Here is a 22412-nt window from a genome sequence, read left to right on the forward strand (position 1 = left end):
TTGACGAAGGACGCCGACGAGCTCCTGCAACACCTCGCGGCATGTCTTGATCGAATTCCCGGCGCAGGAAACTGGTCAGCGGTTGATGGCTTGGATTTCCTGCACGGTGACGTCCTGGTCGTTGCCGAAGGTGCCGTTGGGGAGGTCGCCGCCGGCGCCGCCGGTGCCGGTCCAGGTGATCTCCCAGGTGATGGTGGCCTGGAGTTTGAAGGTGCCGTCGCCGGAAGAGCGTAGGTACTTGAGGCCGCAAGGCGGGGTCCCGTCTGCCCTGCCCTTGGCGTAGGGCTCGCCGATGGAACCGTCGGCGTTGATGGCGCACTCGCCGGAGGCAGGGTAGGTGTCGGCGTCCTCGGTGCCCGGCTCCAGCCTGAGGGACACCGGCTTGGCGGTGGTCGTGGCCTGGATGTTGAAGCCGGGGACGTTGATGGCCGCCGTGGCCTGGACCTCGTCGAAGACGGCCTGGTCGAGCCAGGCCCAAGTCGGCAGGTTCACTTTGGTGGTGGCCTCGGGAGCGCGGGTGACCTCGGTGTCGGGAAGCTGCATGTGCTGGTAGGCGAGGGCGGCAAGCATCTCTGGGGTGATGGCTTCCTCGTACTGGGGCGGCGGGGCCTCGCCGTTGTCGACCCAGAAGGGGAGGTCGGTGCACGAGTTCCGCTTGAGTGGGTCGGGTTCGTCGGGGTTCTCGACGCCGGCCCAGAACATCCCCTCGCCATCCTTCTCGACGTTGTAGTCCTTGTAGCCGGGGGTGTCGGTCCAGCCGTACTCGTCCTCGTAGTGGCGCTCCACCTCGCCGATCGCCGCGCCTGGGGTGCCAGTCATGCCGGGCGCGTTCTTTTGGCTCTCGATGTCCTTGGACATTTTCTTCTTGAAGTCCTTGGCGCCGAGGTAGGGGGCGTACCAGCAGGGTGGTGGCGTCCAGTTGACATCGGAGGGGGTCACGTTTCCGCTGCTGCCGTCATTGGCGACAGCTCCGGAGTACTGGACGCGTGCGGCGGCGTAGATGCCCGTTTCGTCGCCGCCGCCCTGCTGTTCTGTGCGGGCTCCCTTGTCGGAACCCACTGGCTTTGCCGCGTAGGCGGATTCCGTGAGGACGAGGGTGCTGAGGGTCAGTGTCAGCGCTGCGGTACCGAGGAGTAGGCGTCGTGATCCGTTCACTGGCACTTCGCCGCCTTCGTCTCGACGAACACCTCGGATGCCTGCCACAGGTCCGTACCCGTGGGGAATTTGACCATAATGATCTTGTAGTAGTCGAAGTCCTCGATGCTGGGCTTAGTCTTGAGGATCTTCTTGGTCTTGATTTCCTTGCCGTAGAACATGCCGGAGTCCGCACAGAACGCCACCTCTACGGACTTGCTGTTCGGGGCGGACCGTGTGGCTGCGTCGTAGTGGCGCAGCGTGCCGGTGGCGGTCCAGCCGCCTTCGATCCACGCGTCGATCTGCGTTTTCGCGTAGTGCAGTCCCTCGTCGGTGGCGTACGCGGTGATGGCCGCGTCCTGGGTCGTGCGCTTGTCGACGCCTCGGTAGATGGCGCGGAAGAAGTTGGCGGCGTCGGCCATCGCGGCCGCCTCGTTCTCCTTCTCCGGCGTGTCCCAGTCGAAGACCAGGTTCATGTCCTTGGGCAGGGACACGTCCACGCCGTCCGGCGCGTCCTCGGCCGGTGCCGCCGACGGTTCCGCTGATTCTTTCGGCGTCTCCGCTCCCTGGTCGGCGCCAGCGATCTTGTCGTTGTCGCCGGACTTGTTGTTCCCGCCGCCGCAGGCCGTCAGCAGCAGGGCTGCTGTCGTGGCGAGCGCGGTAGCAACGGGCAAAGGGCGGCGCTTCACTGTGGGCTCCCCGTGAGACAAAGGTTCAGGCAGGACCACTGACGGTATCGGTGGGGCTGGAGGTTTCGCCAGGCTGAACTTGCCTCAGAGAGTGGGTGATTGTGGATGTACTGGGGTGAATCGGGTGTGATCCGTGGCGTGATCGTGTCTCGTCGGAGACGGGGTTGGCCGCCGGACCTTTCTCATGGGTCCGGCGACCGAATGTTGCTGTCAGTCTCCTGTGTCTTCGCGGGAGCTATCGGGGCTCGGTTACGTCCGCGGATGTGATGTACCAGCCGAGGATGTGACACATCCGGGAGATGTGTCACATCTGCGGATTCCTCTACCTGGGGGGCAGAAGCCGTACACCACGTCCATGGATATGGCTGGGGGCTATGGGGCTGTCCGGCACTTCGGGCATGCGCAGGGCGGGAAGGCTGCCGTGCATGGAGTGGGGTCGATGCGGCTGCCGGTCCAGGTGTGGACCTCGCCGAGGTCTCGAGTAGTCCTGCCGTCGGACGTGATCTGGTAGACGCGGATGGTCATGCGGGACGCTCTCGGGGTGAGGTCGGGCAGGTCCACGGGGTTCGTCGGGGGCGGGTAGTGGAGGGCGCAGTCCGGGCAGGTGTAGACGTTGAAGCCGGGGCCGGTGGCGGCGTGGTGTGCGTGGACCAGGACGGGGTTTTCGGTGGTGCGTTCGCAACGGACGCACATGCGGATCGGGCGGCGGTTGCCGGGGACCGGGCAGTGGTCGGTCATCGGGCGGCTCCCACGCGGAGGCCATGGATGTGGGTGGGGCCGGTGTCGATGCCGAGCGTGGCGAGGTAGAGGGCGCGGCGGCGGGCTCGCTGGCGGCGGTGTTCGCGTTCGTCCGGGGAGAGGACGTAGGGGCGTACGAGGGCGGATGTGCCGCCGTCGATGCGTTCGGTGAAGCGGGGCGGGGGCGGGGTGAGCCGTGGGAGGGGGACGGTTCCGGCGCGGTGTCGGCCGCGGGGGCTCGGTGTGCAGAGGTTCAGCACCCAGGTCAGGGCTCGGACTGTAAGGTCCAGCATTGTCGGCGCTCCTTCGTAGCGTTCGGCCGCGCCCCGGGACGGCCAGCATCCGTCGCCGGGGTCTGTCATCCGGAACCGTATGGCAGCCTGTAAGTACCTGTCTACCCATATGAGGTGAGAGTAGCCTCTATGACTGCATGCTAGGGCTTACGTACAGTTCACCTGTGTTCGAATTTGACCCGACGAGGCCCAAGTGGCAGCAGATCGCCGAAGTGATCCGGGGGCGGATCGCCAGCGGTGAGTACCCGGTGCGCGGTTTGATCTCAGAGGTGAAGCTGGAGCAGGAATTCGGGGTCGCCCGTGAAACCGTCCGTAAGGCCACCGCTGCCCTGCGTGAGGAAGGACTCATCACCACGACTCGGGGCATGGGTTCCTTCGTCGCAGATCGATGATGGAGGTCCGTCACGTCAGGGCTCCGCCTAGGACATCCTGGTCACTCGGCGTGCCCGCCGGAGGTGAGTCGCTGTGCCCGTCATGAGGGATCTGATCGAGCGCGGCGTTATCCCCGAGGGCTACAAGGTCGAGGTCTTCGACGGCAGGGTGATCATGACGCCGCGGAGCCCGGAGCAGGACTGGACCGTTTCCGACGTGAAGGATGCGGTCAAGGCTTCCGGCATCGCTCGCGAGCGCGTCTTCGGCGACGTGCTGATCACGTTCCCCGGAGAGAACGACGCCGCGCCCGACCTGACGATCGTCGGCTTCGACGCCGAGCGTCGAAAGAACAGTTACTCCTGCATCGACGTGCTGGCGGTGGTCGAGGTCCCGTCCGAGCCGGAGGACGAGAAGGACTACGTGCGGAACGTCCGGAAGTACGGGCGCTACGGAATCGACTTCTACATGATCGCCGACCCGTTCAAGAAGACGGTCACAGTGATGTCGGAGCCGCATACCTCGGGGTACGGGCGGGTCGTCGAGATCCCGTACGGCCAGTCGGTCAGCTTCACTCTGGCTACCGGGGAGCGCGTGAAGATCGACACCGGTACGTTTCCCACGCGTGACGACAGCGAGGCCTGAGTTCTCATGAAAGAAAGAACTGCCCAGCCGCTCACCCCCGAGCGGCTCAAGGGACGCGCCGATCGCGTCCGTGCCGTGCTCGCCGACCGTTTCGGGCACCACGTGACGGACGAGGAGTCCGCTGAGATGCGGCGCAAGATGCACGAGGCGACGGCCGCACGCCGGTCCTCTCCCGTGGAGGCAGAGCCGTTCCGCTGAAACAGCTGGAGGCGGCAGCCTGCCACGACCCTTGACACCTGCGCTCAGCCGCCCCGCCTACACCGCCTCGACGTGCACATCCCTGGGATTCAGTACGGTCAGATACGCCTCGATGTCCTCCGGATCGCTGGTGAAGATCACTGCGCTGCCGTGCCGTACGGCAGACAGGGCCACCCAGGCGTCCACTGCGTCCGGCCTCTTCTTCGGAGGCAGCTTCGCTTCCCCCAGAGCCGCGCCGATGCGGCGCCAGTCGGTGACGTCGGGGCCGGTGGCGCAGGCGATGCACTCAGGGCGGCCAGCCTTCGTGTCCCGCATGGGGGGCTCGGAGGCGCGGGCCTGGGGTACTGCGCAGTCCTTCAGCAGGCCGGCCAAGCTGTGGATCAAGGCCGGACGGGGGCGCCACACCTGGGCGAGCACCGGCCCGAGGACGAGAGCGCGGTGTGGCGTTGCCGTGAGGCCGTTGTGCAGTGCCACAGCCTTCGCCTTGCGGTCGGCGAGGGCGACGAGCATTCCGGTGTCGTACACCGGGACCCGGACGCTCACGCGGCGTGTCCGGGGCGGTGGTTCGCACGGTCCTCGCCGTAGACGAGGTTGAGGACGGTTTCGACCTCCTGCCGTTCCTGCTCGGTCAGCTCCGGTCCGGCCGTCTCCGGCTCGGGGGGCAGGGTGGCCGCTTCCGCTTCCGCCGCCGCGATGAGGGCGTCGACCTCTGAGAACTGTTCCTCTATGGCCTCGGTCTCGGCCATCTGCCGGGTCGCGGCATGCACGAGGTACGCCGAGACGTCCATGCCCGCCCGGTCCGCATGCAGTCTGATGCGCTCGGCCTGTTCCTGTTCGAGGCTGATGCTGATTCTTGTCTTGGTCCCGGCCACGCCAGTAGCGTATGACGCGTATTACGGCTGTGCAAGTGGGGTTCCATAAGGTCGCGGGCCCCCTCGGCGAAGCCCTGGACTCTGACAGTCGGTCCGGCGCAGGTCGGCCTTCACGGGATCGGAGTTCGGCGGTCGCGGGTTGAGAACGGTGCTCCCGCTCAGCGTCGTACGTTCAACAGCCCGACGCAGGAATCCTGCAAAGTGTAGGATTCTGGTTATGGACGCCTCTTACACGCTCACGGACGCCCGGAACAACCTGGGCAAGGTCGTCAACGAGGTACGGCACGGCGGTAAGACCGTCGAGATCACGGACCACGGCACTCCTGTGGCGGCAGTCATCCCCATAGGGCTGCTCGACTATTTGCAGCAACTTGAGGACGAGCGGGACCTGGCCGCGGCCGAGGACAGCAAGGCCGGCACCACGCGCTGGGTGTCCCATGTCGATGTGACGGCGCGCTTCGGCCTGAACCCTGACGGGACGCGCAAGAAGTGACCTACGACATCGTCTGGTCGGACAGCGCGATCGAGCAGCTGACGGCGCTCAACGACCGGCATCCCGACGCGGCCATGCTCATTACGGCAGCCGTGTACGACCTCGCGGAAAACCCACGTCCAACGAACGCCTCGCGTCTGGGGACAAGTGAGATGTACCGGCTGCTCCTCGGCTACTACCGAGTCATGTACGAGGTCGAGGACAAGACGGTGACTGTGCAGATCCTCTCCGTGGGGCGGAGTGACCGCCCGCGGTGATGTGGCTGACGGTTCTGGTGCGGCGTTCCCGCCGGGGGATACGCGAAGCGGGACGCCGACCGGGTAATCCCTCCGAATCCCTCTCCCTCACCCCAACTTCGCGTTCTGTGCCTCAACCACCGCCGCCGGCAGCTTGGCGTCGCTCGGCCGGGAGTTGGCGATGGCCAAGCCGTTGACCGAGAAGTAGACGGCGACGACGTCGCCGCTGCGTACGGCCGCACCGTGCATCGTGTGCGTGACGCCCCTGAACGTCAGCGTCGTGTTGAAGGCGAGGGATTCGTCGCCCGCCGGGGCGATGTCCTCGGCGGTGACGGAGTCGTGTGTGCTGGTGTTGCCGTTCGCCTCGGCGGTGAAGCCGTCGCCGCAGGAGTCCACCGCGTTGGAGAGGCCGGACACAGCCGCCTTCGCGGTGTCCTCGTCCGCGTAAGAGTTGAGGGTGACGTAGTTGGAGCCCTGGGTGAGCGCGTTCTTCGAGACGCCGTGGGTCAGGAAGGCCTCCGCGTCGCCGAGGGGCAGCTGGTTGATCGCGTGCGCCAGCGGGGCACAGACCGCCTTGTCGAGGGTGACCTCGTCCTGGGATTTGGCGAAGATGTACTCGCCGTCCAGCGTGTATTCCTTCGAGTCGTACCCGCCTCCGACCTCGGCCTTGGTGACCATCAGCTCCGCCAGCCGCTCCTGGCGGGTCAATTCCTTCGCCTGCGAAGCCGTGGCCGTCGCCTCGGGCTTGTCGGTTGCGTCGGTCTCCTCCTCGCCGCTGCCGCAGCCGGTGGTGAGGACGGTGAGGGCGAGAGCGGAGGTGGCGGCGAGGGCCGTTCGCTTCATCGGGGGCAGGCTCCTTCAAGCGGCTGGTGTGGGAGAGGGGAGAGGGGAGAGGGGAGGAAGCAGTGACGATAGTCAAGTGGCGAGGAGTGGATGAGGGGTGGGAGGTGACTCGTCACCCCTTGGGGCGAAAGATCACCGCGGCACCGCCCCCTCCGGTGGTGAGCAAATCGTGGAGGCCTCGTGTGGTCCCGAGCACGGACGCCTGGCCTGAAATGGGCGTCCGCGACGGCGGTCGGTTCGCTGACGCACAAACGTCAGGGGTGCTCAACGCCCCTCAACGGCGGGGAATCCATGGGCTCGCGTTGCGGCTGGATAACGACGAACCCGCTGAGTTTCACGATCCAGAACGTGCCTTGAGGGGCTTATGTGCGGCTGATACGGTGCCATGGCTTGACACTCACTCCAGCGCTGGCTAATTGGCCAAGTCGCGCGGTACGTCGCGGTACGTCCGGCAAGGGTCCGCAAGGACCCTAAAGGGGCTTGCGTGAGTGATGTGTCCCAATCGGCGGCAATCTTCAGAATTTTCTTGGGTGTACGGGGAGCGGTTGCGTGAAGATCCAAGAGCGTACGGGGGCGGGCAACCACCGCTCGACTGCGCCGGCTCAGCCTGCGGTCGGTGAGCGTCTTCCGTCGCCGCCTCGCGAACGCAAACCCGCGCTCGCCGCTCTCGCGGTGCTCCTCATACTCGTGGGCGCGCTCGGTGCGACGATGCTTGTGCTGCGGGCCGGGGATCGCATCGAGGTCATCCAGGTGACCGACACCATTCAGCCCGGTCAGTCCGTCAAGGGCAAGATCACCTCCGTGCTGGTCGCCGCCAACGACGACATCAACTACGTCAGGTGGAACCAGCGCGCCGCGCTGGAGAAGCTCAGGGCCAAGTCCATCATCTACGACGGAACCGTGGTCATCGGTGACATGTTCGGCGGGGAGGCCGCCCTCCCTGAGGGCAAGGCTTCCGTCGGCCTCGCCCTCAAGGAGGGGCAGTACCCGTCGAACATCAACAACGGTGACACCGTGGCCGCGTACCGCGTCGGTGACAGGGCGTCCGCTTCCGGCTCAAGCGACAGCTCCTCCGGTGCGACCGGCAGCGACACCCTGATCGTCGACGACGCGGTCATCCGGTACAAGAGCGGTGGCGACACCAGCAACAGCAACGGCGTCAGCATCACCACCGGCAACCTGTCCGTCACCCTCCTCGTCGACCGGGCCGACGCCCCCGAACTCGCCGCAGCCGCCGCCGCAGGCGAGGTCGCCATCGTCCTCGTACCCGGAAGCGAATCCGCAGACGCATCCGGCACGGACGCCGGAGACGGCACCGACGCCGGCGACGGCACCGAGTAGAGGCGAGTACCCAGCAGCCATGGCCCTCATCGCTCTCGCCGCCGACAAGGGTTCCCCCGGCGTCACCACCGCAGCCGTCGCCCTCGCCGCCGTATGGCCGCGGCGGGTGCTCCTCGCCGAGACGGACCCGGCCGGCGGGGACCTGGTCTACCGCAGTGCCGCCGCGCACGGCGGGCCGCTGAACCCCAACACCGGGATGCTGTCCATCGCCGCCACCGCGCGACGTGGACTCGTGCCCGATCAACTCTGGGACCACGTACAGCCGTTGAGCGGCGGACTCGACGTACTCGTCGGACTCGGGGCCGCCGAGCAGGCCGCCGCGTTCGCCGGGCTGTGGCCGACGCTGGGCCGGGCCTTCGCGCAGCTCGCCGACTCGCCGAACGCGCCCGCCGACGTCATCGCCGACTGCGGGCGGATCAGCGGGGAGACCCCGGCCGTGGAACTCTTCCCGCACGCCGCCCTCGTACTCCTCATCTCCCGGACCGAGCCCGAGGCCATCGCGCGCGTCCGTGACCGCGCCGCCACCCTCGCCACCAAGCTGCACGGCGGTCCGCGTGGTGCGGCCTCCCTGGCCACGCCGCTCATCGGCGTCGTCCTGATCGCCGACTCGGGCAACTCGGGCAAGCTGGCCAACCAGGTCAACGACATGCTGATGGCCGCACAGACCGGCGCCCGTGTCGTAGGCACTCTCGCCGACGACCCCGCCGGTGCCGAGCAGTTGGCGGGCCGCAGGCGCGGACGGCTGGACAAGTCGCTGCTCATCCGCTCGGCGCGCAAGGTGACCGTCGACCTGTACCAGCAGTACGGCGCCGCCTGGGCCAACCCCGCAGCCGCCGGAATGGGTGGCCGATGAGCGTCGTCGACCATCAACTCGTCAAGCGGTTCCGGCAGGACGCCGGTGACCGTATCGCGGAGCAGCGCCGCGAGGACCAGGTGCGCGGCGTCACGCCGATGTCCAGCGAGGACGAACGGCATTACGCGCGTGCCGTCATAGCCCAGATACTGGAGGAGTACGCCCGTACCGAGATCAACCTCGGGCGGACTCCCCACGACGCCGAGACCGAGGAGCAGTACGCCGCCGCCGTGCACGCCGCCCTCTTCGGTGTCGGCCGGCTCCAGCCCCTCCTCGACAACCCCGAGATCGAGAACATCGACATCAACGGGTGCGACCACGTCTTCATCGGGTACGCCGACGGCCGCGAGGTCAAGGGCGATCCCGTCGCCGAGAACGACGAGGAGCTGATCGAGCTCATCCAGGTGCTCGGCGCCTACTCCGGTCTGTCGTCGCGTCCCTTCGACGCCGCCAACCCGCAGCTCGACCTGCGGCTGCCGGACGGGTCCCGGCTCTCCGCCGTCATGGACGTCACCCGGCGGCCCGCCCTCTCCATCCGCCGCGCCCGCATGGGCAAGGTCTTCATGTCGGACCTGGTGGGCAACGGGACGCTCACGCCCGAGATCGGGCACTTCCTCGCCTGCGCCGTACGGGCCCGCAAGAACATCATGATCGCGGGTGCCACGAACGCCGGCAAGACGACGCTGCTGCGCGCGCTCGCCAGCGAGATCCCGCCGCACGAGCGACTCATCACCGTCGAACGCGCCCTGGAGCTCGGCCTCGACACCTTCGTCGACCTGCACCCGAACGTCGTCGCGTTCGAGGAGCGGCTGCCCAACTCCGAGGGCCAGGGGTATATCTCCATGGCCGAGCTGGTGCGGCGGTCGCTCCGTATGAATCCCTCGCGCGTCATCGTCGGTGAGGTCCTCGGTGATGAGATCGTCACCATGCTCAACGCGATGTCGCAGGGCAACGACGGTTCGCTGTCCACGATCCACGCGAACAGCTCCAGCGAGGTCTTCAACCGTATTTCCACGTACGCCCTCCAGGCCAACGAGCGCCTCCCCATCGAGGCCAGCCAGATGCTGATCGCGGGCGCGGTGAACTTCGTCGTCTTCGTCCAGCGGCGCAACAACTACCAGAGCGGCGGCCGCCTCCAGCGCATGGTCACCTCCGTCCGCGAGGTCAACGGCGTCGACGGCCGCGTGCTGTCCAGCGAGGTGTTCGCCGAGACGCCCGACGGCCGGGTCGTGCCGCACGCGCCGCTGGCCTGCCTCGACGACCTCATGGCGCACGGCTACCGGCCACCCGGCCAGAACTGGGGGTGAGGTGAGGCATGAATCTCGACGGTCTCGGTTCCATGGGCGGGCTGTTCTCGACGACGGTCCTGTACGCGCTCGGCTGCGGCGTCGCCGCGGGCGGTGGTCTCGCCCTGCTCGTCATGGCCGTACGCGGTCTGCCCGCGAAGCCCGAGCACGAGAAGCAGCGGGCCGGGGAACGGGCGAGCGAGCTGGTGCGGTTCGCCTCGCAGCGCGGTTCGCTGGCCGCCGGTGTCGCTCTCGTCGTGCTGCTGCTCACCCGGTGGGCCGTGGCCGGTATCGCCGCCGGTGTCCTCGTCTTCTTCTGGGAGAAGCTCTTCGGCGGCGCCTCGGAGGAGAAGGCCGGCATGCGCCGCGTCGAGGCCCTCGCCTCCTGGACCGAGTCGCTGCGCGACACCATCGCGGGCGCGGTCGGCCTGGAGCAGGCCATCCCGGCGTCCGCCCGCGCCGCCGCCCCCGTCCTCCGCCCCCACCTGGACGCCCTCGTCGACCGCCTGCGCGCCCGCACCCCGCTTCCCGAGGCGCTCCAGCAGCTCGCCGACGAGATCGACGACGCGTCGGCCGACATCATCGTCGCCGCGCTCATCCTCAACGCCCGGCTGCGCGGCCCCGGTCTGCGTCAGGTCCTGGGCGCGCTCGCCAAGTCGGCGCGCGAGGAGGTCGACATGCGCCAGCGCGTGATGGCGCAGCGGGCGTCGACCCGGCGTTCGGTGCAGATCGTGGTCGCGGTGTCGATCGCCTTCGTCCTCGGCCTGTCCATCTTCAACCGCGACTTCGTCGAGCCGTACGGCACGGCCGTCGGCCAGCTCGTTCTCGCCTGCGTCTGCGGCCTGTTCGCGCTCGGCTTCTGGTGGCTGCGCAAGCTGTCGACGATCGAGACGCCGGAGCGCTTCCTGGTCCGGGACGGGGCGGGGGTGCAGTTCGTACGGCCGCCACGGACGGCGGGGGCGGCACCGTCCTCTCAGCCGGTGCCCGGTCAGCCGGTGCCTGGTCACCCGGTGCCCGGTGTGTCAGCTCCCTCCGCTCCCTCCGCTCCCGATGAGGCGGTACGGCGATGAATCTGACCATGCCGATCGTGATCGGTGCCGTCCTGGGCCTGGGCCTCTACGCCCTCGTACGCGCCCTGATGCCGTCGAAGCGGAGCGCCATCGCGCAGGTCGCGCGCATCGACGCGATGCGGGCGCGGGGAGCGGCGTACGAGTCCACGCACCACGGCGGTGGCGGTGGAGGTGGAGGACAGGGCGCGGGCAAGCTCGGCAGCGTACGGGGCCAAGTGGGCGCACGGGTCGCCGAGTTCTATCTGCAGCAGGGCTGGGAGCTGCGGTCACTCAGGGCCGACCTCGCGGTCCTGGACCGGAGCTGGGAGAACTTCCTCGCGACGAAGGTGCTGCTGGCCGCCGCCGGGGTCTTCTTCGGGCCGCTGCTGTTCGCCATCGTCGTGACGCTCGGCTTCGGCCGCAGTCCGATCATCCCGGTCTGGCTGGCGCTGCTGTTCGCGCTCATCTTCTTCTTCCTGCCCGACCTGGAGGTACGCCGGGACGCCGCCGAGAAGCGGCGCGACCTGCGGCGCGTGATCACCGCGTACCTCGACCTGGTGTCCATGAGCCTGGCCGGCGGCCGCGGTCTGCCGGAGGCGCTGATGGCGGCCGCCGAGATCTCCGACGGCTGGGCCAACCAGCGCATCCGCAACGCCCTCGCCGACGCCCGGATCACCGGCATCAGCCAGTGGCAGGCGCTGGGCTCGCTGGGCGAGGAACTCGGCATCGAGGAACTGAAGGACCTCTCCGCCTCTCTCGCCCTGGTCGCGGACGACGGCGCCAAGGTGCGCGAGTCGCTCGCCTCCCGCGCCGAGACCATGCGGCACCGCGAACTCGCCGACATCGAGGGCAGCGCGGGCGAGAAGTCCCAGTCCATGCTCGTGGCGCAGCTGCTGCTGTGCGCCGGCTTCCTGGTCTTCCTGATCTTCCCGGCCGCGATGCGCGTCTTCCAGGTCTGACCCGACTATCTCCGACTATCCCTCCTGAGAGGACAACTCACCATGAACGGACGGAACTTCAGCACCGGGGTCCCGGGGGTGGACTTCCTCGTCACCTTCCTCCGGGCCCGCGTGCAGCGTGCCCGCTCCGGCGAACTGGACCGCGGTGCCTCCGCGGTCGAGTGGGTCATCATCTCGGCGGTCGTCGTCGCGATCGTCGGCGTCGTGGCCGCGATCATCAACGCGGCGCTGAGTGAGGGCGCCACCAAGGTCGGCGACTGCATCAAGGGCGCGGACGCGGGCAGCACCTGCTGATCGCGGGGACGGTCAGGGGTTCTACGGGGGTACGCGTGCAGTACGTACGTCGTTGGATACGCCGCCGGGTGGAGGCCGCCTCCGCCCGGGGCAGCCGTGGCGACTCCGGTATGACCGCGATCGAGTTCGTGCTGCTCACGCCGGTGCTGTTCTTCATGATCTTCGCGACGGTGCAGTTCGCGCTGTACTTCTTCGCCGATCACGTGGCTCAGGCGGCCGCCCAGGCCGGCGCCCGCAAGGCCCGTGCCACGGCCGACGAACAGCCCGGCGCCTGGCGCGGGGAGGCCCGTGACGTCGTCGAGAGCTACATCGCCCAACTCGGCCCGCAACTCGTCCTGGCGCCCAGGGTCACCATGCTGCAGCCCGAGCAGAATACGGTCGGCGTCGAGATCACGGCCCGGGTGCCCACGGTCTTCCCGGGCTTGGACCTGACGGTGCACGCGGAGTCGTCGGGGCCGGTGGAGAGGTTCGTGGAGGAGGGGGAGAACTGATGGGGCTGAGGGGGGTGTGTGCGTTCGTACGGACCGGACTCGCGTCCGTGGCTTCCTGTGACCGAGACCGAGACCGAGACCGAGACCGAGACCGAGACCGAGACCGAGACCGCGACCGAGACCACGGCCGCGACCGAGACCACGGCCGCGACCGAGACCACGGCCGCGACCACGACCGTGGCCGCGACCACGACCGTGGCCGCGACCACGACCGTGGGCTGTCCACGGTCGAGGTCGTGATCCTCGCCCCGGTGATGATCCTCTTCATCCTCGTCCTGGTCGCCTTCGGCCAACTGGTCGACGGGCGCGGGGCGCTGGACGGCGCGGCCCGGGACGCGGCACGGGCCGGCTCCATCCAGAAGGACCACGCCACGGCCATGGCCGAGGCCCGCAGGGCGGCCGAGGCGAACCTCGACGACATCTGCTCCGGCCCGGTCACGGTGACTCAGACCAGCGCCGGCTTCGAGTCCGGCACCATCTTCACCGTCGAGGTGAGCTGCGAGGTACGGGGCCTGGCCATGCTCGGCCTGGACATCCCGACCCGCCTGTCGGCCAGCTTCAGCTCGTCGCTCGACCCGTTCAGGAGGGCGGCGTGAGTTACTCGGGTTTGCCTCGCGATGTCCGCGCAGGTCATCCCGGCCGACCTGCTTTTCTGCCGGGGGTCCGGGGGTCGTCCCCCGGGAAGACGCAGTATCTCGTACGGGGCGTGCTCGGCGTACGCGCATGGCTCGCCTCCCGCCGCGCCCATCTCGACGACCGCGGCTCGGGCGCCGGCGCGGTGATCATCTTCGCCCTGGTCTTCCTCTCCCTCTCGGCGTTCGTCATCGACGGCGGCCTGTCCATCTCCAAGCGTGAGCGCGCCGCCGACATCGCCGAACAGGCCGCCCGTTTCGCCGCCCAGGACATCGACCTCGAAGACCTCTACGAGAACGAGAACGGCGCCGCCCCCATCAACTTCCAGAACTGCAACGCCCGAGTGCGCGCCTTCGCCGCCGAGATGGACATGACCGGCGCCGACATCGCCGCCACCCACTGCGTCACGGCAACCGCCGTCGAGGTCGAGGTCGAGGTCCAGCTGACGTACTCGCCGGTGTTCACGGGGATGTTCTACGGCGGTGACGTGGTCGTACGGGGGCGGGCGGTGGCGGAGAACGAGGTGGGCTGACGGGCCGGTTACCCGGTCGTTGCCCCCGTCGGGGATGTCGGTGAACCGCGTGGCCTAAATTAGTCGTCCTGTACACCGTGGTCAGGTCAGCACCGGAAGCCCAGGGGGAGCACAGTGAGTGACCAGGAAGCCGACATCGACCGGATCAAGGAATGCGCACGATCACTCAAGCGCATCCACGACACCTTCGAGAAGCGCGGCAATCCGGCCAAGGGGTACGGCATCGGCGAGATCGGCTCGCAGAAGCTCCTGGACGCCTTCGACGAGTTCGACAGCAACTGGAAGATCCGCCGCAGAAAGCTGACGGAAGAGCTCAAGGTCCTGCACGAGATCACCAAGACGGCCGCGGAGTCGTACGAGCAGCTCGACCACGAGCTGGCCGAGGCGCTCCGGCGTGAGGACCGGCAGGGATCGGGCCAGGGAGGCGGAAGGTGAGCGGGTACCGTCCGGCAGCGCACCGCTGGGAGGTGCTCGGCGAGGGTTCCGACCCGGTCCCGGGCGATCCCTACGAGGTGGCGAGACTCGGCAAGGAACTGCGCAGGACCGCCGACGCCATCGAGAAGGAGGCCCGCGAGATCAGGGCCCTGGCGTCCGTCGAGAACTGGAAGAGCAAGACGGCCACGGAGTTCCGGGGCTCCGCCGAGGAGGCGGGCGACAAACTCCGCAAGGCCTTCAAGCGCTACGACGAGGCCGCCCAGGCTCTGGGCACCGAGGTCGTCGACGGGGTGTGCAGCAACGAGTACGCCTCCGAACTGCTCCGCGCCCAGCAGATGGCCGACAAGGCGCTCACCGACGCGGAGGCGGCGCAGGGCGACCTGACCGCCGCTCAGCGCTCTCTGGACGGCCAGCCGGACGACACCCCCAAGGACGACCCGGACTCCAAGAAGTACGAGCGGCAGAAGGAGAACGCGTCCTCGGCCCTGTCGGACGCGAAGGACGCGCTCCAGGCGGCCAAGGAGATCCGCGACCGGGCCGCCAAGCTCGCGGCCGACGCCATCCACGACGTCATCGAGGACGACGGCCTCAAGGACGGCTGGACGGACAAGTTCAAGAACTGGGTGCACGAGAACGCCGGCTGGCTCAAAGAGATATCCAAATGGGCGGGGCGCATCGCGATGTGGGCGGGTATCGCGGCCCTTGCCCTGGGCTGGATTCCGGTCATCGGGCAGGCCATCGCCGCCGTGGCCAACGTGGTCGCCCTCGCGGCGGGAATCGTGGCCCTGGCCGTCGACCTTGTGCTCGCCCTGGGCGGCGAGGGCAGCTGGAAGTCCGTGTTCCTCGACGCGGTGGGCGTGGCCACGTTCGGTCTGGGCCGCGCGGCCATGGCGGGTGCGAAGGGCGTGGCAGCGGGCACCAAGGCACTGGCCCGCAGCAATCTGTTCAAGACCGCGGTCGCGTCCGGCATGAAGACGAACAAGGCGTGGAACCTCGCCAACCGCGGCGCCCAGGGAACGGTCCGCGGCAGGAACGCGGCGCAGGCCCTGGCGAACATGCCCAAGGGGAAGCTCCCCACCTGGAGCAACGTCAAGGAGGGGTTCAGCCCGGTCGCGATGTACCGGGATACCGTCGACGGCGTGAAGACGATCGCGAACGCGTTCTCCAAGAAGGGGTGGCGCGACGGACTCGGGGGCATGGCGGCGCCGCGCTCGGCGGGAACCCTGGACCCGGATCTGGCCAGGGCCGCGGCGGAACTCGACGGCATCGCTCCGGCCGCACAGGGGATGTCGGACGTCGGCAGGGCCGTGAGCAACTTCTACGGCCAGACCAACGTCTGGACGGGCTCCACCGCCACAGGCGTCGTGGCCGGTGCCGAGGGCGCGTACGGCGCGGTGACGTCTGTGGCCGACCGGGTCACGGGATGATTCCCGAGCCCGCTCTCCGCCCCGCCGGTTCCCGCGGCCCCGGACTCGAACTGTGCCGCACGTCCCGGTTCTGTCTGGACGGCGGTGACCTCGTCCTGCGCACCCGTGCCCGGACGGTCCGCCACCAGGTGGGAGAGAAGGGGATCGCGCGTGCCGTCTTCATCGACGCGGGCGGCGACGACAAAGAGCGTATGGGGCCGACGACCAGTGGCCCATGGGGAGAGGTCCAGCTGCAGGACCGGAACGGGGCGCTGGTCGGCTGGTTCGACATTGAGGGCTGGCTGCCCGAGTCGCCCGTGCTGCCGAAGCGAACCGTCCAGGGTGAGCAGTTGCTCAGCCGTACGGGCGTGGCTGATCTCCTCAAGTCCGCGGGGATTCCCCTGCACGTGGTGCGGGACAGGAATGATCCCTTGGTGGCTCCGAGGACTCGCCGAGGGGGAAGCGGATTTCTCGGACCGGGCAAGGCTTTCCCGAGCTGGTACTGGTATGTGCGCGCCGTCGCCGGAATTGTCTGGTTCGCCGCGATCACGGTGATCATTTTCTCTGGCTCGGAGGCTCCCTGGCTTGTCGTCCTGTCCGCCGCTGCCGCCTTCGTCGCTCCAGTGGCACGGCTGGCTCTCAGGGGCTGGACCCGACTGCGCCTGCGGCGTTGTGAGCCCGCCGTACGGGAGCGCATCAAACCTGCGCCCGCGAGTGGTCTGGGAGCGACCGTCAGGTTCTGCCGGGACACCGAGCTGCGGGTGCAGGACAGGGATCTGGTCCTGCGTGACGTGGGCGGGCAGGAGTACTGGTTTCCCCTGACCGGCCCGTATGCCCTGAAGTCCCTGGTTCTCGTGCGCGAGCGGTCGGGAACGAAGGTCGGCGTCGAACTCCGCGGTCCCGGCGAGCAGGTGCGTGCCGTGCTGCCATGGGGTCCGTGGTTCGGCGGCCAGGGGGGCGCGGACGGATGGTCACGCCTGCGCCGGGCGGCCGCGAGGCTGTCCGTGTCCGAGCGCGACCTGAGCGGGAAGGTGATGTGGCCCAAGGGACCGACGCTCGGTTCCCAGCCGTTGCCCGCGTCCGGGGGGACCGCCCGCCGGTTGTCACGCTTCCCGAGCACCATCGCCGGGGCGTCCTCAACCATGGTCATGGCCCTCGGCTCCTTCTTCTCCCTCACGCTGGGACTGCGGATCGAGGCGGAGCACCCAGGTCCCGCGGCCGCCGCGATCCTCATGGGAGCGCTCGGCGCCGTACTCCAGGCGACGCCCTACGCTGCCCACCAACTACGCGGCCGACTCCGGCTCGACCGGCCGGCCCCAGAACAGGCACCGACGGAGTGACGCGCATGAACCAACCCCAGGAGACCGCTTCTTCTCCGGACTCGTCTCCGGACTCGTCTCCGGGCTCTTCTCCGGACTTCTCTTCGGACTCCCTTCCGGACTCCCTTCCGGATTCCTCTCCGGGCGACTACCGGCTGCTGCTGCCCGAGGGCTGGTTCCGGATCCTGCTGGACCCCGAGCAGCGCGACAAGTCGATCGAGGCGCTGGTGGAGCGCCAGTTCCACGGCATCGACAACGCGCCGCACCTCAAGGACGACCTCCGCAAGGACATGCGGCGCCGCGCCGCGAAGGCCCACCGCAGCGGCGGCATCGAGTTGTACCTCAGCCTCCAGGAGGCCGGCCCGTTCACGATCCCGGCCTCGCTGCTGATCACCCTTGCCCCGCTCCAGCGCGCCGAACCGTTGCCGCTCGAAGCGCTGGCGCAGGCCCTCGCCGAGCAGGACACCGCGAAGGAAGCCTCCTTTCCGCTCGCGCCGCCGGAGGTGGGCATCGTGGACCTCCAGTCGGGCCAGGCGGTCCGCGTCCGGAAGCTGACTCCGCAGGGCGGCGGGAGTGCGTCGGAGCGTACGTACTCCTCCGTCTCGGTGGAGTACCACGTCCCCGTCCCGGGAACGGCGGCGTTCCTGCTGCTCACGTTCTCCACCCCGCTGGAGCCGATCGCCGACGCGATGGCAAGCCTGTTCGACGCGATCGCCGACTCGTTGATCTGGACGGAGTGACCACGACATGACCGACGACCTGTCGAACCTCGGCCTGGAGTGTTCGGAGGACTGGGTGCCCTTCCCCGTCACGGACACCGTGGACCTCGACTACTGGGCCAAGTACCAGGCGGAGGAACTCGTCGAACGGTACGCACGGGACGGCCGGCAGGGCGATGCCCACCGCCTGGCCCGAAGCCTCAAGCGCGCGGCGGCCGACAGCCGTACGCGTGACCCGCTCGGCGCCTTCGGCTGGTACCTGAGTGGTTATTACGACCCGGCCGCCATCCTGGAACTCGACGCCATCCACCCGGACGCCACGGTTCCGGACATCACCCTCTCGTGGCTGACCGAGCACATGACCGTACGGGATTTCGGCGAACCGGACGTCCGCCAGGTACGCCTCCCGCTCGGCGACGCCGTACGCATCCGCCAGAACGTCATCGGCGAGAAGAAACGGCTCTTCGGCTCCCGCCCCGTGATCCGCATGCTCTACTACGGCGTCCGCCCGGACACCACCGACCTGGCCGTCACCATGCTCGTCTCCTGGACCGAACCGGTACTCGACGAACCGGCCGAGCAGATCGTGGACAACATCGCGCGGACGCTGTCGCTGTGACAGGGAGGGGCGTGTCACAAGGCCACTGTCGCCGGAAGTGCCTGCCCGCCCGCTTGCTTGCCTGCCACCGCTGCTCCTCCCACGCCGACAGGGCCGCTGGTCAGCGGAACATGCCCGGGCCACGGCGTCGGCCACCCCCGGTGTGTCCTGAGGAACGCCGGTCGCGGATCGCCACGAACACGCCCAGCAGGACGACCGCGATTCCGGCGGCGACGGCGGGCGACGGGATCTGGCCGAGCCATACGGCGGCGAGGAGGGCGGCGCCGGGGACCTCCAGCAGGGAGATCGTGGCGACCGTATGCCCGCCCAGGAACTTCAGGGAGCGGTTGAAGAGGGTGTGGCCGACGAGCTGGCCGCAGACCGTGAGGGCGGCCAGCAGCAGCCAGGTGCGGGCGGAGTAGCCGGACAGGGCGCTGCCCGAGACCAGGCACGACACAAGCAGGACCCCCGCCGCCCAGGCGTAACTCGCCCTGGCGTACGTCGTAGTGTCCACCAGCTTGCGCGCGGACTCCCCGACCGCGAGATAGGCGGCCATGCACAACGCCCCGGCCAGCGCGAGCAGATCCCCGGTCAGGGCCGTGGACGAGGCCCGGAAGTCGGCACCGCCGATCAGGAGCACACCGCCCAGGGCCAGCGCCATCCCGGCCCACACGTGCCCGCCGAGTGCGACGCCGCGCACGTACGCGAGCAGCCCGGACCACAGGGGAGCCGTACACACCAGCGCGGTCGAGGCGGCCACCGATGTCATGGTGAGGCTGGGTATCCAGGTCGCGAAGTGCCCGGCGAGGAAGACCCCGGACAGCGCGGACAACCACACCGCACCCTTGCCCGTCCCCCGTCGGCCACCAGGCAGGACCGCGCTGCTCCACAGCACCGCACTCGCCGCGGCGTTCCGCCAGAACGCGATGGCCAGCGCCGGAGCCGTCGCGGCCGCGGCCAGCGGGCCGGTCGCCGCCACCCCCAGCACGGCCAGCCCGAGCAACACGAACTCCCGCGCCGGAAGCCGCCCCGAGGAGGCAGCCAGGTCCTCGCTCCCGGTGCCGGAGATCCCCGCTCCTGCCGTGCCCTCCGTGCCGCTCGTGTCCCTCGTCATGCCCCGAAGCTAGCGACGGGCGGCACGGGCAGGAAAATGCGTACGCGCCGTGGCCCATACGCCACGCGTATGAGCCCAGCTCACCTCAGGAGGCGTCGCTCCCGCCGCCCCTCTTGTCCTCCGTCTTGACCGCCTTCTCGACCTGTCTCGCGAGCTCCTCGTCGAGCTTCTTGAACTCGCGGACGACGGCGTCGGACATGTCGGCGAGCGCGTCGAGCTGCTGGGTGATGTCCTCGCGGCCGTCCTCCCAGTTGGACTCGAAGTCCTCCAGCGCGTCGTTGACGCTGCCGTCGCCGATGTCTTCCTTGTACGACTCGAAGAGCTTCTTGGTGTGGTTCAGGCGGGTCTTGAGGGAGCGCAGCCGACGTCCATAGCCCTCCAGCTCGGTCAGCGGGAGCGCGAGGTCGCTCTTGCCCTTGCCTTTGCCCATGCGTCCGTCCCCCAGTCGTGCCTCGTAGTCTGATCGGCACCGTACAACGGAACGAGGCCGGTACGGGTGATCGAGTGAACGGGGTGGAGGGACGTCATGGCCCGCTATATGGAGACGCTCACGGTGCAGCGCGGAGGCTTCCGGATCAAGGTGCCCGAGTCGTGGTGGGAGTTCGACGTGCGCCCGGAGTCGCGGGACGACTCGATCCGGCGCATGGTGAGCGAACGCGTGGACCGCAGCCCGGAGCTGGCCAAGTACCGGGACACCTATACGACGTTCCTGCGGAAGGCGGCGGCGGACGCCTGGAAGTCGGGTGCCCTGTACTGCGGTTGCATGGCCGAGAGCTTCGGCGGAGACACCCCGATCACCGGCTCCGTCACCGTCTCCCTGGTCGGTGGGCGCTCCCAGTCCGGTGAGCCGTTGTCGACAGATCCGACGGTCATCGCGGGCCAACTCGCCGTCAAGGAGGCGAAGAAGGACGGGGACTCCTGGCGCAAGGTGACCATGGTCGACATCCCCGGCCTCGGCCCGGCGGCACGCACGTACGGCATCGAGGACATCGCCGTACCCGGGGACGAGCTCAACCGCACCATCCGCGCTGTGCTGATGCAGACGTTCATCCCCGTGCCGGGGCAGGAGGGCAAGGTCGCGCTGGTGGCGGGCAGCAGCCAGGTGCTGGACCTCGCCGACTCGTTCTTCGACATCTTCGATGCGATCACGTCGACGTTCCGTTTTGTGGACTGACCTGGCGGAAGTCGAGGTCTGTCCTGGTCAGGGCCATGGCATCTGAAGACAACACCACAGATCTGATCAGACTGTCGGATGGCGATAACACCTTCCGCGTGCACGGCAGTTGTCGCCGTCGGCGCAGGAGGCCCTTCGGATGCGGGCGGTGGCCGCGTTGGTCGGAGGCCGGACTCGCGAGGATGTCGCGGCGGCGTTCCAGGTCTCACTCAAGGCGGTGGACGGCTGGTGGGCGAAGTGGCTTGCAGGGGGGCGCGAGGCGCTCGTGGCCCAGCCGCGTGGGCGTCGGGTCGGCGAGCATCAGGTTCTCGATGCGGTCGAGCAGCAGGCGATCCGGCAGGCCGTACTGGATCACCGCCCCTGTGACCCGGGGCTGGCGGGGCAGCTGTGGACCCGTGCCGGGGTGGGGGATCTGATCGCGAAGCTGTACCGGGTGCGGCTGACCGAGCAGGGCGTGGGCAAGTACCTGCGTCGGTGGGGGCTGTCGTTCCGGCGGCCGGACAAGCGGGCCGTCGAGCAGGACGCGGAAGCGGTCCGCGTCCGGCGGGAGGAGACGTGGCCGGCGATCCGTGCGAAGGCGAAGGGCGAGGGCGGCGAGGTGCTCTTCGCCGACCAGGTGGGCATCCATTCCGACCAGGTCACCGGTCGCACCTGGGGTGAAAGGGGACGCACACCGGTCGTGTGCCGCAGCGGCAACCGGTTCTCGGTGAACGCGATGTCTGCGATCAGTGGCAAAGGCCGGATGCACGTCATGGTGTTCACCGAGACCTTCGACGCCGACGTGATGTGCCGCTTCCTGGACCGGCTCGTAGGCCACTTCGACCGCAAGGTGCGCCTCGTCGTGGACGGTCACTCCGCACACCGCTCCCGCAGGGTCCGCGCCTGGCCGGCCGGTCACCCGGACCGCATCGAGCTGCATTTTCTGCCGTCGTACTCGCCGGAGCTGTACCCCGAAGGTTCTTCCACCAGCGCCAGCGTCAGCCGCACATCGTCCGCGGCTACTTCGGCGGCCCACACGTCCGCTACATCCTCGAATAGAACCCTTTGAGTTTCGGATCAATACCTCGCCGCCACCCCCGCCGGAACGATCCTCCTCCGCGAAAGCGACGAACCGGAAACCTTCCTCGCTACCGGCCCCCTCCAACTCGGAGCGCTGATAGCAGCCCTGCAACCCACGCCATCCTCGGCCGAACATGAATCAGTCCACCGCAGATCTTCTGTTACGCGGGCCGACGGGACTGCGCGCAAGGCCACTGCGGTCAGGACGGATCGCACTACAGGACACACTCGGACATCAGCACCATCGCCCACGTCATCGTAGTCGTTGTTGTGTGCAAAAAGGCGCGGCCCGGCATACATGGAGTGCCTATGGATGCGGGCGATCGTGGGGCCGTGAGTACGGTTCCGCTGCCTGCCGTCAGACCCCTCTCAGACATGAAGAGGCCCCGCCGGAGATCATTTGCGGCGGGGCCTCTTCATGTTCGACGAGCGATCATTCGCCCATCATTCACCTCTTCTTTCGGGCAACCTTGAGATCCAGGTCAAGGGTGCTGAGCCGGACCGGATCGCGCTGGTCGTCAAGCACGACGACATGAAGCGAATTGCCTACGACAGAGGATCGATCATCTGAAGGCCAGGCAGGGGCCTTGGTGTTGTCGATCAACCCTCGAGTCCCGTCCTCGAACTCGACCTCCAGACC

General features: G+C 68.4%; 32 protein-coding genes. 23 read left to right on the plus strand and 9 right to left on the minus strand.

Translation table 11 applies throughout. The annotated features are described in order from the left end of the window. Positions 1-75 precede the first annotated feature (75 nt). The 4 genes from ACWD3C_RS24055 to ACWD3C_RS24070 all read right to left on the minus strand — a co-directional run bounded on the left by ACWD3C_RS24055 (position 76) and on the right by ACWD3C_RS24070 (position 2854). A complete protein-coding gene (locus tag ACWD3C_RS24055; protein WP_451147127.1) occupies positions 76-1161 on the minus strand; it encodes a hypothetical protein in 1086 nt (361 codons plus the stop codon). Next, positions 1152-1823, minus strand: coding sequence for a hypothetical protein (locus ACWD3C_RS24060; RefSeq protein ID WP_451147129.1), 672 nt, complete (start codon positions 1821-1823; stop codon positions 1152-1154). The genes ACWD3C_RS24055 and ACWD3C_RS24060 overlap by 10 nt, the downstream gene beginning before the upstream one ends. Before the next feature lie 372 nt (positions 1824-2195). Further along, a complete protein-coding gene (locus tag ACWD3C_RS24065; RefSeq protein ID WP_451147131.1) occupies positions 2196-2561 on the minus strand; it encodes a hypothetical protein in 366 nt (121 codons plus the stop codon). Then, the gene (locus ACWD3C_RS24070; protein ID WP_451147133.1) at positions 2558-2854 is read right to left on the minus strand and encodes a hypothetical protein; all 297 of its coding nucleotides are present in this window, start codon (positions 2852-2854) and stop codon (positions 2558-2560) included. Before ACWD3C_RS24070 ends, ACWD3C_RS24065 begins: the two co-directional genes overlap by 4 nt. 164 nt (positions 2855-3018) lie before the next feature. Between ACWD3C_RS24070 and ACWD3C_RS24075 the strand changes: the two genes are divergently transcribed. The 3 genes from ACWD3C_RS24075 to ACWD3C_RS24085 all read left to right on the plus strand — a co-directional run bounded on the left by ACWD3C_RS24075 (position 3019) and on the right by ACWD3C_RS24085 (position 4066). Continuing rightward, a complete protein-coding gene (locus tag ACWD3C_RS24075; protein WP_451147135.1) occupies positions 3019-3246 on the plus strand; it encodes a GntR family transcriptional regulator in 228 nt (75 codons plus the stop codon). Positions 3247-3328: 82 nt separating this feature from the next. Further along, positions 3329-3868 carry a Uma2 family endonuclease gene (locus ACWD3C_RS24080; RefSeq protein WP_451147265.1) on the plus strand — a complete coding sequence of 180 codons (540 nt, stop codon included), beginning with the start codon at positions 3329-3331 and terminating at the stop codon, positions 3866-3868. Positions 3869-3874: 6 nt separating this feature from the next. Then, positions 3875-4066, plus strand: a complete 192-nt coding sequence (locus ACWD3C_RS24085; protein ID WP_451147137.1) for a hypothetical protein — start codon at positions 3875-3877, stop codon at positions 4064-4066. A gap of 57 nt (positions 4067-4123) precedes the next feature. Here the strand turns inward: ACWD3C_RS24085 and ACWD3C_RS24090 are convergent, their stop codons facing one another. Both ACWD3C_RS24090 and ACWD3C_RS24095 read right to left on the minus strand, forming a co-directional pair. Next, a complete protein-coding gene (locus ACWD3C_RS24090) occupies positions 4124-4609 on the minus strand; it encodes a hypothetical protein (RefSeq protein ID WP_451147139.1) in 486 nt (161 codons plus the stop codon). After that, positions 4606-4938 carry a hypothetical protein gene (locus tag ACWD3C_RS24095; protein ID WP_451147141.1) on the minus strand — a complete coding sequence of 111 codons (333 nt, stop codon included), beginning with the start codon at positions 4936-4938 and terminating at the stop codon, positions 4606-4608. Before ACWD3C_RS24095 ends, ACWD3C_RS24090 begins: the two co-directional genes overlap by 4 nt. 217 nt (positions 4939-5155) lie before the next feature. Here ACWD3C_RS24095 and ACWD3C_RS24100 point away from each other — a divergent pair, with 217 nt between their 5' ends. Next, the gene (locus ACWD3C_RS24100; RefSeq protein ID WP_451147143.1) at positions 5156-5431 is read left to right on the plus strand and encodes a type II toxin-antitoxin system Phd/YefM family antitoxin; all 276 of its coding nucleotides are present in this window, start codon (positions 5156-5158) and stop codon (positions 5429-5431) included. After that, positions 5428-5688 (plus strand): type II toxin-antitoxin system RelE family toxin, encoded by a 261-nt coding sequence (locus ACWD3C_RS24105; RefSeq protein ID WP_451147145.1) that lies wholly within the window; start codon positions 5428-5430, stop codon positions 5686-5688. Before ACWD3C_RS24100 ends, ACWD3C_RS24105 begins: the two co-directional genes overlap by 4 nt. A gap of 87 nt (positions 5689-5775) precedes the next feature. Here ACWD3C_RS24105 and ACWD3C_RS24110 read toward each other — a convergent pair whose 3' ends face one another. Next, the gene (locus ACWD3C_RS24110) at positions 5776-6510 is read right to left on the minus strand and encodes a hypothetical protein (protein ID WP_451147147.1); all 735 of its coding nucleotides are present in this window, start codon (positions 6508-6510) and stop codon (positions 5776-5778) included. Between the two features lie 549 nt (positions 6511-7059). Between ACWD3C_RS24110 and ACWD3C_RS24115 the strand changes: the two genes are divergently transcribed. From ACWD3C_RS24115 to ACWD3C_RS24185, 15 genes are all read left to right on the plus strand, one after another. Further along, positions 7060-7851, plus strand: a complete 792-nt coding sequence (locus ACWD3C_RS24115; RefSeq protein WP_451147149.1) for a hypothetical protein — start codon at positions 7060-7062, stop codon at positions 7849-7851. 19 nt (positions 7852-7870) lie between these two features. Beyond that, on the plus strand, positions 7871-8704 hold the full coding sequence (locus ACWD3C_RS24120; protein ID WP_451147151.1) for a hypothetical protein: 834 nt from the start codon (positions 7871-7873) through the stop codon (positions 8702-8704). Beyond that, complete coding sequence (locus tag ACWD3C_RS24125; protein ID WP_451147153.1) at positions 8701-10011, plus strand: CpaF family protein; 1311 nt, start codon at positions 8701-8703, stop codon at positions 10009-10011. Before ACWD3C_RS24120 ends, ACWD3C_RS24125 begins: the two co-directional genes overlap by 4 nt. A gap of 32 nt (positions 10012-10043) precedes the next feature. After that, entirely contained in the window at positions 10044-11060 is a 1017-nt protein-coding gene (locus ACWD3C_RS24130) for a type II secretion system F family protein (RefSeq protein ID WP_451147267.1), read from the plus strand. Continuing rightward, a complete protein-coding gene (locus tag ACWD3C_RS24135) occupies positions 11057-11998 on the plus strand; it encodes a type II secretion system F family protein (RefSeq protein WP_451147155.1) in 942 nt (313 codons plus the stop codon). Before ACWD3C_RS24130 ends, ACWD3C_RS24135 begins: the two co-directional genes overlap by 4 nt. Before the next feature lie 42 nt (positions 11999-12040). Further along, entirely contained in the window at positions 12041-12292 is a 252-nt protein-coding gene (locus tag ACWD3C_RS24140; RefSeq protein ID WP_451147157.1) for a hypothetical protein, read from the plus strand. Between the two features lie 110 nt (positions 12293-12402). Then, positions 12403-12783 carry a TadE family protein gene (locus ACWD3C_RS24145; RefSeq protein WP_451147269.1) on the plus strand — a complete coding sequence of 127 codons (381 nt, stop codon included), beginning with the start codon at positions 12403-12405 and terminating at the stop codon, positions 12781-12783. A gap of 57 nt (positions 12784-12840) precedes the next feature. Further along, on the plus strand, positions 12841-13023 hold the full coding sequence (locus ACWD3C_RS24150; RefSeq protein WP_451147300.1) for a hypothetical protein: 183 nt from the start codon (positions 12841-12843) through the stop codon (positions 13021-13023). Beyond that, on the plus strand, positions 13002-13379 hold the full coding sequence (locus tag ACWD3C_RS24155) for a TadE/TadG family type IV pilus assembly protein (RefSeq protein ID WP_451147271.1): 378 nt from the start codon (positions 13002-13004) through the stop codon (positions 13377-13379). Before ACWD3C_RS24150 ends, ACWD3C_RS24155 begins: the two co-directional genes overlap by 22 nt. A gap of 110 nt (positions 13380-13489) precedes the next feature. Next, a complete protein-coding gene (locus ACWD3C_RS24160; protein ID WP_451147159.1) occupies positions 13490-13948 on the plus strand; it encodes a pilus assembly protein TadG-related protein in 459 nt (152 codons plus the stop codon). Between the two features lie 114 nt (positions 13949-14062). Next, complete coding sequence (locus ACWD3C_RS24165) at positions 14063-14383, plus strand: hypothetical protein (RefSeq protein WP_451147161.1); 321 nt, start codon at positions 14063-14065, stop codon at positions 14381-14383. Continuing rightward, positions 14380-15810 carry a putative T7SS-secreted protein gene (locus tag ACWD3C_RS24170; protein WP_451147163.1) on the plus strand — a complete coding sequence of 477 codons (1431 nt, stop codon included), beginning with the start codon at positions 14380-14382 and terminating at the stop codon, positions 15808-15810. The genes ACWD3C_RS24165 and ACWD3C_RS24170 overlap by 4 nt, the downstream gene beginning before the upstream one ends. Continuing rightward, on the plus strand, positions 15807-17129 hold the full coding sequence (locus ACWD3C_RS24175; RefSeq protein WP_451147165.1) for a hypothetical protein: 1323 nt from the start codon (positions 15807-15809) through the stop codon (positions 17127-17129). The genes ACWD3C_RS24170 and ACWD3C_RS24175 overlap by 4 nt, the downstream gene beginning before the upstream one ends. 5 nt (positions 17130-17134) lie before the next feature. Next, complete coding sequence (locus tag ACWD3C_RS24180) at positions 17135-17848, plus strand: hypothetical protein (RefSeq protein WP_451147167.1); 714 nt, start codon at positions 17135-17137, stop codon at positions 17846-17848. Positions 17849-17855: 7 nt separating this feature from the next. Then, positions 17856-18446 (plus strand): hypothetical protein, encoded by a 591-nt coding sequence (locus ACWD3C_RS24185; protein ID WP_451147169.1) that lies wholly within the window; start codon positions 17856-17858, stop codon positions 18444-18446. Between the two features lie 100 nt (positions 18447-18546). On the opposite strand, the gene ACWD3C_RS24190 is transcribed toward ACWD3C_RS24185, so the two are convergent. Next, positions 18547-19539 (minus strand): DMT family transporter, encoded by a 993-nt coding sequence (locus ACWD3C_RS24190; protein ID WP_451147171.1) that lies wholly within the window; start codon positions 19537-19539, stop codon positions 18547-18549. An 85-nt stretch (positions 19540-19624) separates the two neighbouring features. Further along, positions 19625-19969, minus strand: coding sequence for a hypothetical protein (locus tag ACWD3C_RS24195; protein WP_451147173.1), 345 nt, complete (start codon positions 19967-19969; stop codon positions 19625-19627). A 96-nt stretch (positions 19970-20065) separates the two neighbouring features. Between ACWD3C_RS24195 and ACWD3C_RS24200 the strand changes: the two genes are divergently transcribed. From ACWD3C_RS24200 to ACWD3C_RS24210, 3 genes are all read left to right on the plus strand, one after another. Further along, positions 20066-20713 (plus strand): hypothetical protein, encoded by a 648-nt coding sequence (locus tag ACWD3C_RS24200; protein WP_451147175.1) that lies wholly within the window; start codon positions 20066-20068, stop codon positions 20711-20713. Positions 20714-20852: 139 nt separating this feature from the next. After that, positions 20853-21761: an IS630 family transposase gene (locus tag ACWD3C_RS24205; RefSeq protein WP_451147177.1), complete on the plus strand. Its 909-nt coding sequence runs from the start codon at positions 20853-20855 to the stop codon at positions 21759-21761. A 429-nt stretch (positions 21762-22190) separates the two neighbouring features. Beyond that, on the plus strand, positions 22191-22343 hold the full coding sequence (locus ACWD3C_RS24210; RefSeq protein ID WP_451147179.1) for a hypothetical protein: 153 nt from the start codon (positions 22191-22193) through the stop codon (positions 22341-22343). The last annotated feature ends 69 nt before the right edge of the window (positions 22344-22412 follow it).

The organism is Streptomyces sp. NPDC002845, assembly GCF_053591955.1.